We start from the raw sequence: 13,979 nt of genomic DNA, 5'->3' as shown, positions 1-13,979 counted from the left end.
GGATCGTGGAACAGTATCGGCTCGCCTGGGCGTTGATGACGGAAGCATCCGACCTGATGGAGACGCTCGGCGATACGCTGATCGCCGCGCAAATCTCGACACCGCTGGCGACGATCGAGGACCGGATCCATGCCAACGGCGACGTGGCCAGACAAGGCGGTCCGTTCGGCGAATGAGCGGCCAAGTCCCGTACGGCATTCCTTCGGCCCGCTTCGTCGCTCGGCGATAGTACCGTAAACCATAAGCCTTGACGCTCCATGCTGCATGCGCGAAGCGAGGTTCCGCTATGAAAATCCTCCCCATGACCGCCGTCGCCGCGCTGCTCGTGCTGGCTGCCTGCAACTCCAAGCCCGCTTCGCCCGAAGTGCTGGACAGCAATCCCGATCCGATGGCGAACACGCTCGCCAACGCCGCGCCGGTCGAACTGCCGCCCGCGATCAAGTCCGAGAAGACGCTGCGCTGCAAGGACAACAGCCTGCTCTACGTGACGTTCTTCGAGGGCGACAAGCAGGCGGTGGTCAAGACCAAGAAGGACGGCCCCGCGACGACGCTGAAGTCGGAGGTCGCCGGTTCGCCCAAGACCGCCGAGGGCGGCTGGTCGATGACCGGTGACGAATCGAGCGTCACGCTGACCGCGCCGGGCAAGTCCGCGCAGATCTGCCACGCGTAAGTTTTCGACGTTTACGAATGACGAAACGGCCGGTGGATCCTCCCCCGGCCGTTTTTCTTTGCCTGGCGCACCCTTGCCCTCGCCGCCGCGGACCGGCACGCTAGTCTGATGGCAACCGTTGCGATCTACAGCCTCAAGGGTGGCGTCGGGAAGACGACGCTTTCGGTGAATCTGGCGTGGTGCGCCGCGACCTTGTCGGCGCGCCGCACGCTGCTCTGGGATCTCGACCCGCAGGCGGCGTCCACGTGGGTGTTGGGGGGACCCGGCAAGGCCGACCAAGCGCAGGCGATGTTCTCGAAGGACGTCGCGGTCGCCAGACAGGCGCGGCCGACCGCCTACCGCCATCTCGACCTGATCGCCGCCGACGCGTCGCTGCGCGGGCTCGACCAGCTATTCCACGAGATGGACAAGAAGAAGCGGCTCGCCAAGCTCCTGTCCGAACTTGCCGCCTATGACCGCGTGATCCTCGATTGCCCGCCGGGGCTCACCGAGACCGCGGACCAGGTGATGCGCGCCGCCGATCTCATCGTCATCCCCGTCATCCCCTCGCCGCTGTCGACCCGCGCATACGACGCGGTGGTCCAGCATTTGGGCGGCCGCACGCCTCTGCTCCCGGTCCACGTGATGGTCGACAAGCGTCGCGCGCTGCACGCCGAGGCGCTGGCCCGCCACCCCGACTGGCCGGCGATCCCGATGGCAAGCGGGATCGAGTCGATGGCGGTCAAGCGCGCACCGGTCGGCGTGTTCGCGCCGAAGTCCGCCGCCGCGCAGGCGTTCGCCGATCTCTGGCGCCGGATCGAACACCGGCTCGCAGCGTGAGCGAACTGCTCGACCCGAAGAACGCGCTGGACCCGCAACTGGTGCTGGGCGCCTATTCGGTCGGCGTGTTCCCGATGGCCGACAGCCGCGATGCCGCCAGCGTGTACTGGGTCGAGCCGCGCCGCCGCGCCGTCCTCCCGCTCGACGGCTTCCAGCTCTCGCGCTCGCTCAGGAAGACGATCGCCGCCGACCGGTTCCAGGTCACCGTCGACACCGCGTTCGAGCGGATCGTGCAACTGTGCGCCGAAAGCGTCGAGGGCCGCCCGGAGACGTGGATCAACGACGGCATCGAGCGCGTCTTCCAGACGCTGCACGCGATGGGATTCGCGCATTCGGTCGAATGCTGGGACGGTGGCAAGCTCGTCGGCGGGCTCTATGGCCTGTCGCTCGGCCGCGCGTTCTTTGGCGAAAGCATGGTGAGCCGCGCCACCGACGCCTCGAAAGTCGCACTCGCGCACCTCGTCGCGCGGCTGAGAGCCGGTGGGTTCACGCTGCTCGACTGCCAGTTCCAGACCTCGCACCTCGCCTCGCTCGGCGCGATCGAGATCGACCGGGCGGATTACGTCGCGTTGCTGGGCGCGTCGCTCGAAGGCGCGCTTAAGCTCTCGTCCGCCGTTGGGGTCTCTGGAGCGGCCGGCGACTTCCGCGCGCTCGATCGCTTGGCGGGCAAGGCTTCCGCGTCGGGAGCGGTATCCGGTCCGGTCCCCGGGAAAGTCATCGCGCAGCTCTTGGTCCAGACGTCGTAGATCGGATGCTGCACCGCGTTCAGCGCGGGGCGTTCCTTGTACAGCCACCCCGAAAACGTCCGCCGCCAATGCCGGTCGACGCCGCGCACCAGCACCTGCACGAACGCACCGGTCAGTTGCTCCTGCTCCCACGGCGCAGTCTGTTCGCACGCGCGCAATCGCAGCACGACGTCGCCCATGCGAGTCGCCTGTCCTGGCTTCAGCCGCACTTCGTGCATTTCGCCATTACGCTTGTTGAGCAGGCCTAGCACCGCGACGCGCTGCGCCATCGGCGTGCCGCCATTGGCGATCGCGGCGGTGGCGGTGTCGATCGTCTCGATCGAGGAATTGCCCTTCTCGTCAGCGCCAGGCAGGTCCTGCTGGACCGCGGCCACCTTCGTCGCGGGCGCGGTGAGCGCGCGGTATCCGAACCAGCCGCCCACTGCCAACGCCACGACCAACACGGCCGCGGCGAGCCAGCGCATGATCACCCTTCGGGCGTCCAGGCTTCGTAATCGCCGGTAGCGGCGGCACGATGACCACCCTTTTCGAGCGCACCGGCCGGACGATAGGCGAGCGCGGTACCGGTCATATTGGGCACGGCGGGCTTCTGCCACGCACGGACCGGCGGCAGCGCGCGGTCGGGCACGTCGTCGACCTGGTGATGCAGCCAGCTGAACCACGCCGGCGGGACGCGGCTCGCGTCGGTCGCGCCCTGGTAGATCACCCAGCGGCGCGGGTTGCCCGACGTGTCCTTGCCACCCTGGTAATAGACGTTGCCCAGCACGTCCTCACCCATCTTCGCCATGCTGCGCAAGCCGAATTTGGTGCCGAGGGTGGCGCCGTTCCACCACGTGAAAGTCGATGCGAGAAAGCCCATGGCTGGCGCTTAACCCGAGTAGGGGCGGGCTTCAACCTCGATGATGGGAGAAGGACTGCTGATCCTCCCCCGCAAGGGGGAGGTGGCGCCAAGGGCGACGGAGGACACGGAACCGAACGTGTCGCGGGCCTCCCCCTCCGTCAGGCTGACGCCTGCCACCTCCCCCTGGCGGGGGAGGATCGTCGCGGCGCTCCCCCGAGACGTCCGTTCCGCGTTGGATGCAACCGTCGTCCCTTGATCGCCCGCGAAGGCGAGAGCCCAGTCTGGGTCCCCGCCTTCGCGGGGAAACACGTGGCTGGAAGCGCCGGCTAACCAAATATTCCACCCCGGCGAAGGCCGGGGCCCAATTGGGTAACGTCGCCAATGAAGCGCTGTCCGCCGTTACAGCGACCTTTCCAATTGGGCCCCGGCCGACGCCGGGGAGGTGTAATTGGTCGAGTGATTCGCGCGCCTACTCCGCCTTGTCCCACGTCACCAGATCGCCCTCGGCGATTCCGAGTTCCGCAGCCCGGCCGCCCATCAACTCCAGCACCGCCCCGACCGGCTCCCCCGACGGGATCGGCGCTTCCGAGAACGGCACCGCATTCTCCGCGATCCGGGCGATCGTACCGTCCGCGCGAATGTAGACGATATCCAGCGAGCTCGGCGTGTTCTTCATCCAGAAGTTCGCCACCACGGGGCCACCGCCCGTCGCGGGATATGGCCAGAACAGCATCCCGCGATCGGGCTTCAGGTCGGTGCGGAACATCAGTCCGCGCGCCTGCTCGGCTTCCGTCTTCGCGCTCTCGACCCTGAACGCATGCGTCCCGTTCGCGCTCTTGATCGTCAGCGGCAACGTGCCGTCCTCCGCCGCATCTGTGTCGGGCCCGCTATTCATGTACGCGACACCCCCGGCGCCGACGCCCAGCGCCAACATCCCGGCCAACGCGGCCTTCGCAACGAAACTCATCCAAGATCCTCTTCGACCGCGACGGCAAGCGGCCCTTTACGCCCTTCGACCACGCGCGCGCGAAGCGGCTGGTCGGGCTCGACCGTCTCGATCCCGGCGCGGCGCAGCGTTTCCATGTGGACGAAGATGTCGCTGCCATCGGTGCCCCGTACCAGGAAACCATAGCCCTTCAAACGATTGAACCACTTCACCGATGCCGCCTCGAACGGACCTGCCGCGTCGATCATCGCGATCGGATCGACCCGGTCGGGCGATATTGGCGCCCGGACCGGCTCCTCGACCGCGTTGGTCAGGTCGATCGAGACGATCTCGCGCGCCTGGAACCCGCGACCGCGTTGCACCGACAACGTCTCGACGCGCGCACCCTCGGGAAGGCTGCGGCGGCCATGCGGTTGCAGGACGGAGAAGTGGACGAGGATATCGCCGACAGTCTCGTCGTCCGCCACCGCGAAGCCGAACCCACGCGTGACGTCGAACCATTTGATGACGCCGCTGATCGCGCGCGTTTCCAGGCCGCCAACACCGTCGAGCGTCGTCGTTCCCGCTTCCACTGGCCCCACCTCTACCGGCATGTCAGCACCTGCTGCGTGTCGTTACGCATCGTTACACCCCTGACCGCCTTGCTAGCACGGTTCGTCGCAGTCGCAATGAATCCGTTACAGCTCTCAGTCGAAATCCATCGATTCGGGCGTGTCGGACGGCGGTGCAGCAACAATTTTGCGCGCGAGATCGAACCGATGACCCGCCCGGAGCATCGCCGCGAGCTGTTTCTCATGGAGCTTCCGGTCACCGTCGCCATTGCCATACGGACCGATTCGCTTGCGCCGAGCAAAGGCGAGCGCCGATTCGACCCCGCGATCGGCGATTGCCGGCGCGACGGACTCCGCGTCACCCTCGTCGATGCCAGCCTCGCGAAACGCCCCGGCAACCCGCCGCGCGCCCAGTCCGCGTCGCTGCATCCCAGCAGCCCGTTGCTCGGCGAAGGCGCGGTCGTCGACATAGCCGAGATCGGCCATGCGCTGGGCCAGTTCGCCGGGCTCGGCGAGCACCGCGCCGCTGCCCCCGTCCCACCCTCGCTCGCGGATCTTGCGCTTGAGATAGTCGGTCAGCCGCCCCCGGGTCGTCGCGAACCGCTCGACATAACGCAGCGCCATCTGCTCGAGCGCCGCCACATCGAGCGGTTTCGGCGCAGGACGCTCGCGCGTCCGCTCCCTGTTGCGCTCCTTGCCGCCGCCCTTTCCACCGCCTTTGCCCCAGCTCTTGCCGCCACGCCGCGTCGCCCCGCCGCCGCCGCCGCTGTCGCCGTCGCCGCCGGACTCGCCGTTTTCCTGGTCGCCGGCATCCAGCGACGGGGGAAACGCGTTGCTTTCGCTGTGGCTATCATCGGTCACGCCATCATTGTGCCACACTGGCACCCGAAGTTGAACGGCTAGACTGAAGATAGGCGTGGTGCGTTCGAGCGCCGCGACGGAGCAAGGCAGGAACTGCGATGACGACCGACACGGCCAACAAGGACGTCACGACCGCAGCGGCAATCGTTGCAACGCCGACCGAAGACGCCCTGCCGCGCCGCTTCGCCGACTTCGGCACCCTGGGCGAAGCACTGGATTACGCTGCAACCGGTAACCGTGGGCTTAATTTCCACGATGCCCGCGGCACATTGTCGCAACCCTACCCCTATTCGCAACTCCGTACCGACGCCCGTGCGATGGCCGATCGCCTGATTGCCGCCGGTGTCGCACCCGCCGACCGCATCGCGCTCGTCGCCGAGACCGGCCCCGAGTTCGCCGCGCTGTTCTTCGGCGTGGTCTACGCCGGCGCATGGCCCGTCCCGCTACCGCTGCCGACCTCGTTCGGCGGCCGCGATTCATACATCGAACAGCTCCGCGTCCAGCTTGCGAGCTGCGATCCGAAGATGCTGATCTTTCCGCCAGAGCTAGCACAGATGGCGGGTGAGGCGGCGCGCCTGTCGGGCACCGTCGGGATCGATTGGTCCGAGTTCGCGACGCGCGAGGCCCCCGTGGTAACGCTGCCCGAGGCCAAGCCCGACGATATCGCGTACCTGCAATATTCGAGCGGCTCGACGCGCTTCCCGCACGGCGTCGTCATCACGCACGCAGCGCTGCTCAACAACCTCGCCGCGCACAGCCACGGCATGGAGGTCTGCGACACCGATCGCTGTGTCTCGTGGCTGCCCTGGTATCACGACATGGGGCTGGTCGGCTGCTTCCTGTCGCCGATCGCCAACCAGGTCTCGACCGATTATCTGAAGACCGAGGATTTTGCGCGTCGTCCGCTCGCCTGGCTCGATCTCATCAGCCGCAACACCGGCACGACGCTCAGCTATTCGCCGACCTTCGGCTACGATATCTGCGCGCGCCGCATGTCGAGCCAGACCAAGGCGAGCGACCGCTTCGACCTGTCGCGCTGGCGCGTGGCGGGCAACGGCGCCGACATGATCCGCCCCGACGTGATGCAGTCGTTCGTCGACGCGTTCGCGGACGCGGGCTTCAAGGCCAGCGCGTTCTTGCCGAGCTACGGTCTCGCGGAGGCGACACTTGCCGTCTCGCTGATGCCGCCGGGCGAAGGTATCCGCGTCGAACTCGTCGAGGAAACCCAGCTCTCCGGTGGCAGCCGCGGCGGTGACCGCCCTCAGCGGTATCGCGCGATCGTCAACTGCGGCATGCCCGTTCGCGACATGAAGATCGAAATCCGCGAGGAGGACGGTACCCCCCTCCCCGAGCGCGCGATCGGCAAGGTCTGGTGCAAGGGCAAGTCGGTGATGGTCGGCTACTTCCGCGACGACGCTGCGACCGACGCTTGCATGTCCGACGGTTGGCTCGATACCGGCGACATGGGCTATATGTCGGACGGCTACATCTACATCGTCGGCCGTGCCAAGGACATGATCATCGTCAACGGCAAGAACCACTGGCCGCAGGACATCGAATGGGCGGTGGAACAGCTTCCGGGCTTCAAGGCCGGCGACATCGCCGCGTTCGCGATCACGACGCCCGGCGGCGAGGAAACCCCCGCCGTATTGGTCCAGTGCCGCAGCTCCGACGAAGCCGAACGCCTACGCCTGCGCGACGAGATCCGCGAGCGCGTCCGTTCGGTGACGGGGATGAACTGCCTGATCGAACTGATCCCGCCGCGCACCTTGCCGCGCACGTCGTCGGGCAAGCTCAGCCGCGCGAAAGCCCGCAACCTGTACCTCAGCGGCGACATCAAGCCCTACGATATCGCCGCCTGAGTCTCCGCCCCGGTGTGGCCGGCCGGGGCCGCACCGCCGCTGACATGCGCGCGAAACTGTGCCAGGGGGATGCGCGATCCCACGCGTTGGCCCCAAACCGAACTTAATTACACTCATCGCGGCCGACACGAACCATCTGCTAACCAAGCTGACGTATGACCGACGCCGTGAGCCGTGCATCGCCTTTTCCGTCGCGCCGCGTGACCGTCGATATCCCCAGGTTGCTGGGGATTCGCGGCGGCGGGCGGGATCATGTCGAATGGAGCCGCATCCGCGCCGCGCAGTTGTTCGCAGGGCGCAAGATGGCACTGGTCCTGCTCTCGGCAAACATCGCCGCGGTACTCGCGACCGGGTTCCTGGTCCGCGATGCCGTCCCCGCATGGCAGATCGCCACATGGTCGGCGCTGCTGGTCGCGATCGCCGTGGCGGTCGGGTTCCGGCGCCTCGCCGTCCACGACAAAGGCGCAAGCCAGGCCAGCCTCCACGACTTGCGCCGAACCGGGTGGGAGGGGCTGGCGCTCGGCCTCGGTTGGTCCTGCGTACCGATCCTGTTCTGTACGCACGTGCCGTCGGGCACGACCGCCGGGCTCGGTATCACGCTCACCCTCCTGATGACGGCCGCGGCGTTCGCGATGGCGCCATTGACGCTCGCGACGTTGATTTTCCTCGGATATCTCGGCGCGTCGATGGTCATCCAGCTGCTGATCGCCGGCACGACCTCCGCCGCATTCGGTATCCTCGGCTTCACGCTATTGTTGATGGCAGGCTGCGTCAGCCGCGCCCGCGCGCTAGTTCTGATCCGCGCCAACGAGATCACGCTGAACGAGCGCGACGAGACCGTCAGCCTGCTCCTGCGCGAATTCGAGGATACGGACGCCGACTGGCTATGGGAAACCGACGCCATGCGTCGCATCGTCCGCGCATCGTCGCGGTTCGCGGTCGCGTGCGGGCTCGATCCCGGCGAGATCGACGGCATCCCGTTGCTCCAACTTCTTGCGGGCGCAAGCTGGGAAAGCGGCGAGTTCGCGCCAGAACTGCGCACGCTCGCCGAGAAGTTGCGCCGCCGCGACAGCTTCCGGGACGTGTGCATACCCGTGATCGTCGACGGCGAGAAACGATGGTGGCAGATCGCCGCGTCGCCCCGATTCGGCGACGATGGCGCGTTCTTCGGATTTCGCGGGGTGACCTCGGACGTTACCGAGATCCGTGCCTCGGAGGACCGGATTAACCGCATGGCCCGCTTCGACGTCCTCACCGGCTTGCCCAACCGACTCATGATCAACGAAACGCTCGTTAAGACGATGGCCGAGACCGAAGGATGGGGTGGCCGCTACGCGTTCATGATGCTCGACCTCGATCGGTTCAAGGCGGTCAACGACACGCTCGGTCATCCGATCGGCGACCGATTGCTCGAGCGAGTATCCGAGCGACTCAACGACCTCATGGCGGACGGCAGCCTGTGCGGGCGTCTTGGCGGTGACGAGTTCGCGGTCATCGTGTGCGACGCGAGCGACGCTGGCGCGATCGAGGATCTTGCACGGCGGATCATCGAAACGCTGTCGCAACCCTATGATATCGACGCCCACACGCTGTATATCGGCGCCAGCGTCGGCATCGCGATCGGCCCCCGCGACGGCCGTACCGCGGAAATGCTTGTCCGCTCCGCCGATCTTGCGCTTTACCGCGCCAAGGACGCCGGCCGCGGCGTGTATCGCACCTATGAGCCTGAGCTTCATGTGAAGGCGGAGGAGCGGCGAATTCTCGAGATGGCGCTGCGAACGGCGCTCGAGAATGGCGAGATGCACCTGGAGTATCAGCCTGTCGTCGATACCCGCGGCGTAACGCCCGTCGCGTTCGAGGCGCTGCTGCGCTGGACCAGCCCACGATTCGGGAGCATCCCTCCCGAAAAGTTCATTCCGCTTGCCGAGGACGCGCGCCTGATCGCGCCGATCGGGGCCTGGGCGTTGCGCACCGCGTGCGAGGAAGCGGCGAAATGGCCGTCCGACATCCGTGTCGCGGTTAATGTTTCCGTCGGCCAGTTGCAGAACCCCAACTTCGTGACGACAGTCACGTCGGCGCTGGCGAACAGCGGCCTGGCCGCGGATCGCCTCGAGGTCGAGGTTACCGAGAGCGTGTTCCTGACAGAGGCGCTCGGCGCAACCAAGGTGCTCGAGCGCCTGCTCGATCTTGGTGTCAGACTGAGTCTCGACGACTTCGGCGTCGGTCATTCGTCGCTGGGCTATCTCAGTCGCACGCATTTTTCGTCGATCAAGATCGACCGTAGCTTCGTCCGCGACGCCGCCGCCGGTAGCCGGGAGGCGGTTGCAATCGTCCACGCAGTAATCGCCCTCGCCAAGAGCCTGGACATCGGCACGACCGCCGAGGGCGTAGAAACCGAAGACGAGCACCGTATGGCGCAGGCATTCGGGTTTACCAACGTCCAGGGCTTCTATTTCGGCCGGCCAATGCCCGTCGAACATGCGCGCGCGCTTGCCACCGGTCATTGGCGAGCATCGGCCGCCGCGTAGATCTTTCTGCCACGACCGCCGATACGGGACTGCCCAGCCGTCGTATGGAGCAGCCGGCGCGGGCGACGTTACCGGGTCGGTCGGCGGTCTCGCCCCGCAAAACTCACAAGACTTTCCGCACCGGTAGCGGACAGCGCGGCAACACCGACGAAATTGTCGTCGACCGGCACCTGTACCAGGACCGTCTCGGTTCCCGTGACATCGCGGGCCTCCGACCAAGCCTGCGCATCGTTGCGGCGCCACCGCACGCGGTACCCGGCCGCACCCGGCACCGCAGTCCACTTCACCGTCGTGTCGCGCGACAGTGCGCCGGCGATCGACACGTCTTCAGGCGCCGAGGGTGCGCTGGCGATACGCGATAGCGTCGCGACGTTGATCGCGGTGACCTTCGCGAGATACGGGAAGTCCATGCCTTCGACCGTGTCACCGTAGACCACGCCTTTTTCGGTGCGCAGGTCTTGGTGCTGGCGATCCCAATTCTCCGCCGCGACCGAGAATCGTACCGCGGGATAGCCGAGTTTCAGGAACGGCTCGTGATCGCCGCCACGACCGAACCGGTCCGGCCGGCGATCGATCATGACGTCAAGACCGCCGGGAATGCCCGTGGCGATGCCGTCGATCGCCTTGGCGAGCGCACGGCTGGGGCCATCATCCTCGCCACCTTCAGCGCGACGACCCTGTTGCGCCACCAAATCCTCCGATGCGCGGATACCTTCCGAAAACACCCGGACCTTGTCCGCGACACGCACGCCGCCCTGCCCGATCGTGTTGCCGACGATATCGTTGTTCAGCATCGCCGACACCTGCCAGCCGCGCGCCTTCGCGGTGTCCGCAAGCAGTTCGGCGCCCCACAAGCCTTGTTCCTCGCCCGAGAATACCGCGTAGACGATCGTCGCGTCGAACTGGCGTTGCGACAACAGCCGCGCCGCCTCAAGCACCAGCGCGACGCCAGAGGCATTGTCGTTGGCACCCGGTGCGTCGGACGTGACGTTCATCACGTCCGTCACGCGACTGTCGATATGCGCGCCGACGATTACGACGCGATTCGAATCGCGCCCCTTCTGGATGCCGAGCACATCCTCGACCACCACGCCGGTCGGTGCGCGTGGTCCGGTAAAGCGGCGCGAGATGCGATCGACGGTGATGCATCCGCCACACGTCGCGGCGATCTCCTGGAAGCGGCTAGCGGCCCAGTTCCGGGCGGCACCGATACCGCGTTTCGGGTCGGTTGTGATCGATGCGGTATGGCGCGTACCGAAGCCGACCATCGTGGTCACGTCCGCCTTCAGGCGAACCGCGGACGGAGCAGGATAAGGGGCGGCGGCGGCAAGAAGCAGCGGGACGGCGAAAATAGGCATGAGCGGATCGTGGCCTGATCTCGCGCCGCGCTCAAGAGGGGAGCGTCACAATCGTTCCCAGCGGGCAATTTTGTGTGCCGACAAGATGTTATCCAAAATGAACCGATCAAATGTTTGAGACTTTTTAAGCCAACCACTATTACATGATCGAGAGTGCGAGGACCTAAGATGATCATTGGCCATTCTGTTTCGGACGGCGACGGCGTAATCCTGGCGATAGACGAACCGGTCGCTACGGTGCTGCAACGCACGCAGAAACAGCTTGTAGGCCTGTCCTATCTGTCGATCACGCACCCCGACGACGTCGCGCGTAACCTGAGCCATGTTGCCGCATTGCAACCCAATGGTAACTCAGCTCGCATCCGGAAGCGCTATATCGGCGGCGGCGGCGATATCATCACGCTGGAAGTCCAGGTTTCGCGGCTCGGCAACGGCCAGTCGGGCAGACTTATCGGCACGTTGTGCACGGCACCTACCCTGGCAGAGCATATCGGTGGCGATGGCATGCCGCATCATCTTTGGCGCCGAGCCAAGGACTTGCTGAGTGTCATCCGTGCTCGCGACACCGTGCTCGGCTCGGACCTGTTCGCCGATCATGCCTGGACCGCGTTGCTGATCGTTTACGTCGCCGAGGCCGAAAGCCGGATCGCCAGCATCGACATGGTTGCCGACCAGTTACGCCTGTCGCGGGCGACGCTAGGTCGGTGGATCCGCGTGTTGCAGGCAAAATCTCTGATCGAACCGCCGGATACAGATCGCGACGCACTGCAGCTGACCCAGACAGGCATCCAGAGCGTCGAGCGTTTGCTCGCTACCCAGCCGGCGATGGCCGTCAACTGACGCTTGCCGCCATCAACTGAGCCGGTCGATCGACTCTCGAGTCAGCGATCCGGGGATGATCATTACCGGCACAGGCAGCGCCCCTGCGTCCGTGCCCGCGAAATGCGCAATCAGTTTGCCCGGAGCACCGGTTGCGGCGGCGCCCAGCACCAGCGCGGCAATATCGGGGTTTGCGGCAATCATCTCGCGGATGATCTTAGCGGCCTCGCCTTCGCGGACGGTGATCGACGGACGCAGACCCGATTCCTCCAGCAACGTTCCAGCAGCACCTGCGACCAGCCCCTCGGCGTGCAGCCGGGCCTCTTCTTCGATCGTCGCCTGGACACCGCCGAACGCGATGAATTCCTGCGGCGGGATCACCGCCAGTATCTCGACGCCGCCGCCGGTCTTTACTGCCCGACGCGCGGCAAAGCGCAGGGCGATGCCGGCTTCGGCACTGTCGTCGATAACCACCAGATAAATGCGCATTTTCGCCCCCGTTGTCATGCGTAATTGGGCCGAAGCATGGCACGACGCAAGACTGCGCTCTTGTGCCGACGGGGTTGACCCGAGCGGACGAGGGCGCGAGTAGGCATGCCGTTACGTCACGCCCTGGGGAAATCCATGTCGATCGAGATCAAGATGCCTGCGCTGTCCCCGACCATGGAGGAGGGTACCCTCGCCAAATGGTTGATCAAGGAGGGCGACGTCGTGAAATCCGGCGACCTGATGGCTGAAATTGAGACCGACAAGGCGACGATGGAATTCGAAGCCGTCGACGAAGGCACCGTGGTAAAGATCCTCGTCGCCGAGGGTACCGACAACGTGAAGGTCGGCACCGTCATCGCGATCATCGCCGAAGAGGGCGAGGACGCGTCTTCGGTCTCGTCCGTGCCGACCAAGAGCGAGACGCCCGAACCGGCCGCGAAGGAATCAGAAGCCAAGCCCGATCCGACGGACCCGAACAAGACCGGGACCGAGGCCAAGCCGGTCGAGCGGACCGAGGCGTCGGCCGAGGATCATGGCCGTCCCGACGACGCTGGCGCGGCGACGCCCGCCGCCAGCGGTGACCGCGTGAAGGCCAGTCCGCTCGCGCGCCGCCTCGCCGCCGACAAGGGTATCGATCTCGGCGCCGTGTCGGGTTCGGGGCCGAAAGGTCGTATCGTCAAAGCCGACGTCGAGAGCGCGAAGCCGGGTGCTGCCCCCGCTGCTGCGAAGACCGAAGCTGCTGCGCCGACCGCCGCCGCGGCTCCAGCGCCTGCCGCGAAGCCTGCGACCGTGCCGGATATCCCGCACGAGGCGACCAAGCTCAGCAACGTGCGGAAGACGATCGCGCGTCGCCTGACCGAGTCGAAGCAGACCGTTCCGCACATCTATCTGACCGTGAACGTCCGCCTCGACGCGCTGCTCAAGCTGCGCGGTGACCTGAACAAGAGCCTCGAATCGCGTGGCGTGAAGCTGTCGGTCAACGACCTGCTGATCAAGGCGCAGGCCGTCGCGCTGATGCAGGTCCCGACCTGCAACGTGATGTTCACGCCCGACCAACTGATCACCTTCCAGCGCGCCGACATCTCGGTCGCGGTGAGCACGCCGTCGGGGCTGATCACGCCGATCATCGTCGGCGCGGACACCGCCTCGCTGTCGTCGATCTCGACGCAGATGAAGGACCTTGCCGCCCGCGCTCGCGACGGCAAGCTCAAGCCCGAGGAATACCAGGGCGGCACCGCCTCGATCAGCAACATGGGCATGTTCGGCATCACGCAGTTCGATGCGGTCATCAATCCTCCGCAGGCGATGATCCTCGCGGTCGGCGCGGGCGAGAAGCGCCCGGTCGTGATCGGTGACGAACTGGCGGTCGCGACGGTCATGTCGGCCACCGGCAGCTTCGATCACCGCGCGATCGATGGTGCCGACGGCGCGCAGTTCATGAAGGCGTTCAAGCACCTCGTCGAGAGCCCGCTGGGCATGCTCGCCTGAG

14 protein-coding genes and 1 pseudogene are annotated in these 13,979 nt (G+C 66.1%); 8 read left to right on the top strand and 7 right to left on the bottom strand.

What is annotated here, in order from left to right:
• Nucleotides 1–5: 5 nt before the first annotated feature.
• The 4 genes from AC1MH0_RS15940 (at nt 6) to aat (ending at nt 2,235) form a co-directional block, all read left to right on the top strand.
• The gene (locus AC1MH0_RS15940; protein ID WP_480963565.1) at nt 6–176 is read left to right on the top strand and encodes a hypothetical protein; all 171 of its coding nucleotides are present in this window, start codon (nt 6–8) and stop codon (nt 174–176) included.
• A 110-nt stretch (nt 177–286) separates the two neighbouring features.
• Complete coding sequence (locus tag AC1MH0_RS15935; protein WP_480963564.1) at nt 287–670, top strand: hypothetical protein; 384 nt, start codon at nt 287–289, stop codon at nt 668–670.
• 108 nt (nt 671–778) lie between these two features.
• Nucleotides 779–1,489, top strand: a complete 711-nt coding sequence (locus AC1MH0_RS15930; protein WP_480963563.1) for a ParA family protein — start codon at nt 779–781, stop codon at nt 1,487–1,489.
• A gap of 74 nt (nt 1,490–1,563) precedes the next feature.
• A complete protein-coding gene (gene aat, locus AC1MH0_RS15925; protein WP_480965766.1) occupies nt 1,564–2,235 on the top strand; it encodes a leucyl/phenylalanyl-tRNA--protein transferase in 672 nt (223 codons plus the stop codon).
• A gap of 35 nt (nt 2,236–2,270) precedes the next feature.
• Here aat and AC1MH0_RS15920 read toward each other — a convergent pair.
• The 5 genes and pseudogenes from AC1MH0_RS15920 to AC1MH0_RS15900 form a co-directional block, all read right to left on the bottom strand.
• Nucleotides 2,271–2,453 (bottom strand): annotated as a pseudogene (locus AC1MH0_RS15920) (DUF2155 domain-containing protein); the annotation flags it as partial.
• A 248-nt stretch (nt 2,454–2,701) separates the two neighbouring features.
• Nucleotides 2,702–3,094, bottom strand: coding sequence for an NADH:ubiquinone oxidoreductase subunit NDUFA12 (locus AC1MH0_RS15915; protein WP_480963562.1), 393 nt, complete (start codon nt 3,092–3,094; stop codon nt 2,702–2,704).
• A gap of 451 nt (nt 3,095–3,545) precedes the next feature.
• Entirely contained in the window at nt 3,546–3,971 is a 426-nt protein-coding gene (locus tag AC1MH0_RS15910; protein WP_480965765.1) for a DUF192 domain-containing protein, read from the bottom strand.
• Nucleotides 3,972–4,039: 68 nt separating this feature from the next.
• Nucleotides 4,040–4,615: a cold-shock protein gene (locus AC1MH0_RS15905; RefSeq protein ID WP_480963561.1), complete on the bottom strand. Its 576-nt coding sequence runs from the start codon at nt 4,613–4,615 to the stop codon at nt 4,040–4,042.
• A gap of 93 nt (nt 4,616–4,708) precedes the next feature.
• Entirely contained in the window at nt 4,709–5,434 is a 726-nt protein-coding gene (locus AC1MH0_RS15900) for a regulatory protein RecX (protein WP_480963560.1), read from the bottom strand.
• A 98-nt stretch (nt 5,435–5,532) separates the two neighbouring features.
• Between AC1MH0_RS15900 and AC1MH0_RS15895 the strand changes: the two genes are divergently transcribed.
• The gene (locus tag AC1MH0_RS15895) at nt 5,533–7,296 is read left to right on the top strand and encodes a fatty acyl-AMP ligase (protein WP_480963559.1); all 1,764 of its coding nucleotides are present in this window, start codon (nt 5,533–5,535) and stop codon (nt 7,294–7,296) included.
• Nucleotides 7,297–7,451: 155 nt separating this feature from the next.
• Nucleotides 7,452–9,824, top strand: coding sequence for a putative bifunctional diguanylate cyclase/phosphodiesterase (locus tag AC1MH0_RS15890; protein WP_480963558.1), 2,373 nt, complete (start codon nt 7,452–7,454; stop codon nt 9,822–9,824).
• A gap of 68 nt (nt 9,825–9,892) precedes the next feature.
• Here AC1MH0_RS15890 and AC1MH0_RS15885 read toward each other — a convergent pair whose 3' ends face one another.
• Nucleotides 9,893–11,182, bottom strand: a complete 1,290-nt coding sequence (locus AC1MH0_RS15885; RefSeq protein WP_480963557.1) for a M28 family metallopeptidase — start codon at nt 11,180–11,182, stop codon at nt 9,893–9,895.
• Nucleotides 11,183–11,350: 168 nt separating this feature from the next.
• On the opposite strand from AC1MH0_RS15885, the gene AC1MH0_RS15880 reads away from it, so the two are divergent.
• Nucleotides 11,351–12,022, top strand: coding sequence for a PAS domain-containing protein (locus tag AC1MH0_RS15880; protein ID WP_480963556.1), 672 nt, complete (start codon nt 11,351–11,353; stop codon nt 12,020–12,022).
• Nucleotides 12,023–12,034: 12 nt separating this feature from the next.
• On the opposite strand, the gene AC1MH0_RS15875 is transcribed toward AC1MH0_RS15880, so the two are convergent.
• On the bottom strand, nt 12,035–12,490 hold the full coding sequence (locus AC1MH0_RS15875) for a universal stress protein (protein WP_480963555.1): 456 nt from the start codon (nt 12,488–12,490) through the stop codon (nt 12,035–12,037).
• A 135-nt stretch (nt 12,491–12,625) separates the two neighbouring features.
• Here AC1MH0_RS15875 and AC1MH0_RS15870 point away from each other — a divergent pair, with 135 nt between their 5' ends.
• Entirely contained in the window at nt 12,626–13,978 is a 1,353-nt protein-coding gene (locus tag AC1MH0_RS15870) for a pyruvate dehydrogenase complex dihydrolipoamide acetyltransferase (RefSeq protein ID WP_480963554.1), read from the top strand.
• The last annotated feature ends 1 nt before the right edge of the window (nt 13,979 follow it).

This window comes from Sphingomonas sp. AP28 (genome assembly GCF_056680455.1).
The sequence above is the reverse complement of the archived record's forward strand: the minus strand, read 5'-3'. Positions and strand labels throughout refer to the sequence as shown.

Bases quoted from the DNA above. Each gene is read 5' to 3' on its own strand.
- AC1MH0_RS15895 (WP_480963559.1), top strand. From the start codon at position 5,533: ATGACGACCGACACGGCCAACAAGGACGTCACGACCGCAGCGGCAATC.
- AC1MH0_RS15935 (WP_480963564.1), top strand. From the start codon at position 287: ATGAAAATCCTCCCCATGACCGCCGTCGCCGCGCTGCTCGTGCTGGCT.
- AC1MH0_RS15910 (WP_480965765.1), bottom strand. From the start codon at position 3,971: ATGAATAGCGGGCCCGACACAGATGCGGCGGAGGACGGCACGTTGCCG.
- AC1MH0_RS15875 (WP_480963555.1), bottom strand. From the start codon at position 12,490: ATGCGCATTTATCTGGTGGTTATCGACGACAGTGCCGAAGCCGGCATC.
- AC1MH0_RS15890 (WP_480963558.1), top strand. From the start codon at position 7,452: ATGACCGACGCCGTGAGCCGTGCATCGCCTTTTCCGTCGCGCCGCGTG.
- aat (WP_480965766.1), top strand. From the start codon at position 1,564: ATGGCCGACAGCCGCGATGCCGCCAGCGTGTACTGGGTCGAGCCGCGC.
- AC1MH0_RS15915 (WP_480963562.1), bottom strand. From the start codon at position 3,094: ATGGGCTTTCTCGCATCGACTTTCACGTGGTGGAACGGCGCCACCCTC.
- AC1MH0_RS15930 (WP_480963563.1), top strand. From the start codon at position 779: ATGGCAACCGTTGCGATCTACAGCCTCAAGGGTGGCGTCGGGAAGACG.
- AC1MH0_RS15880 (WP_480963556.1), top strand. From the start codon at position 11,351: ATGATCATTGGCCATTCTGTTTCGGACGGCGACGGCGTAATCCTGGCG.
- AC1MH0_RS15885 (WP_480963557.1), bottom strand. From the start codon at position 11,182: ATGCCTATTTTCGCCGTCCCGCTGCTTCTTGCCGCCGCCGCCCCTTAT.
- AC1MH0_RS15905 (WP_480963561.1), bottom strand. From the start codon at position 4,615: ATGCCGGTAGAGGTGGGGCCAGTGGAAGCGGGAACGACGACGCTCGAC.
- AC1MH0_RS15870 (WP_480963554.1), top strand. From the start codon at position 12,626: ATGTCGATCGAGATCAAGATGCCTGCGCTGTCCCCGACCATGGAGGAG.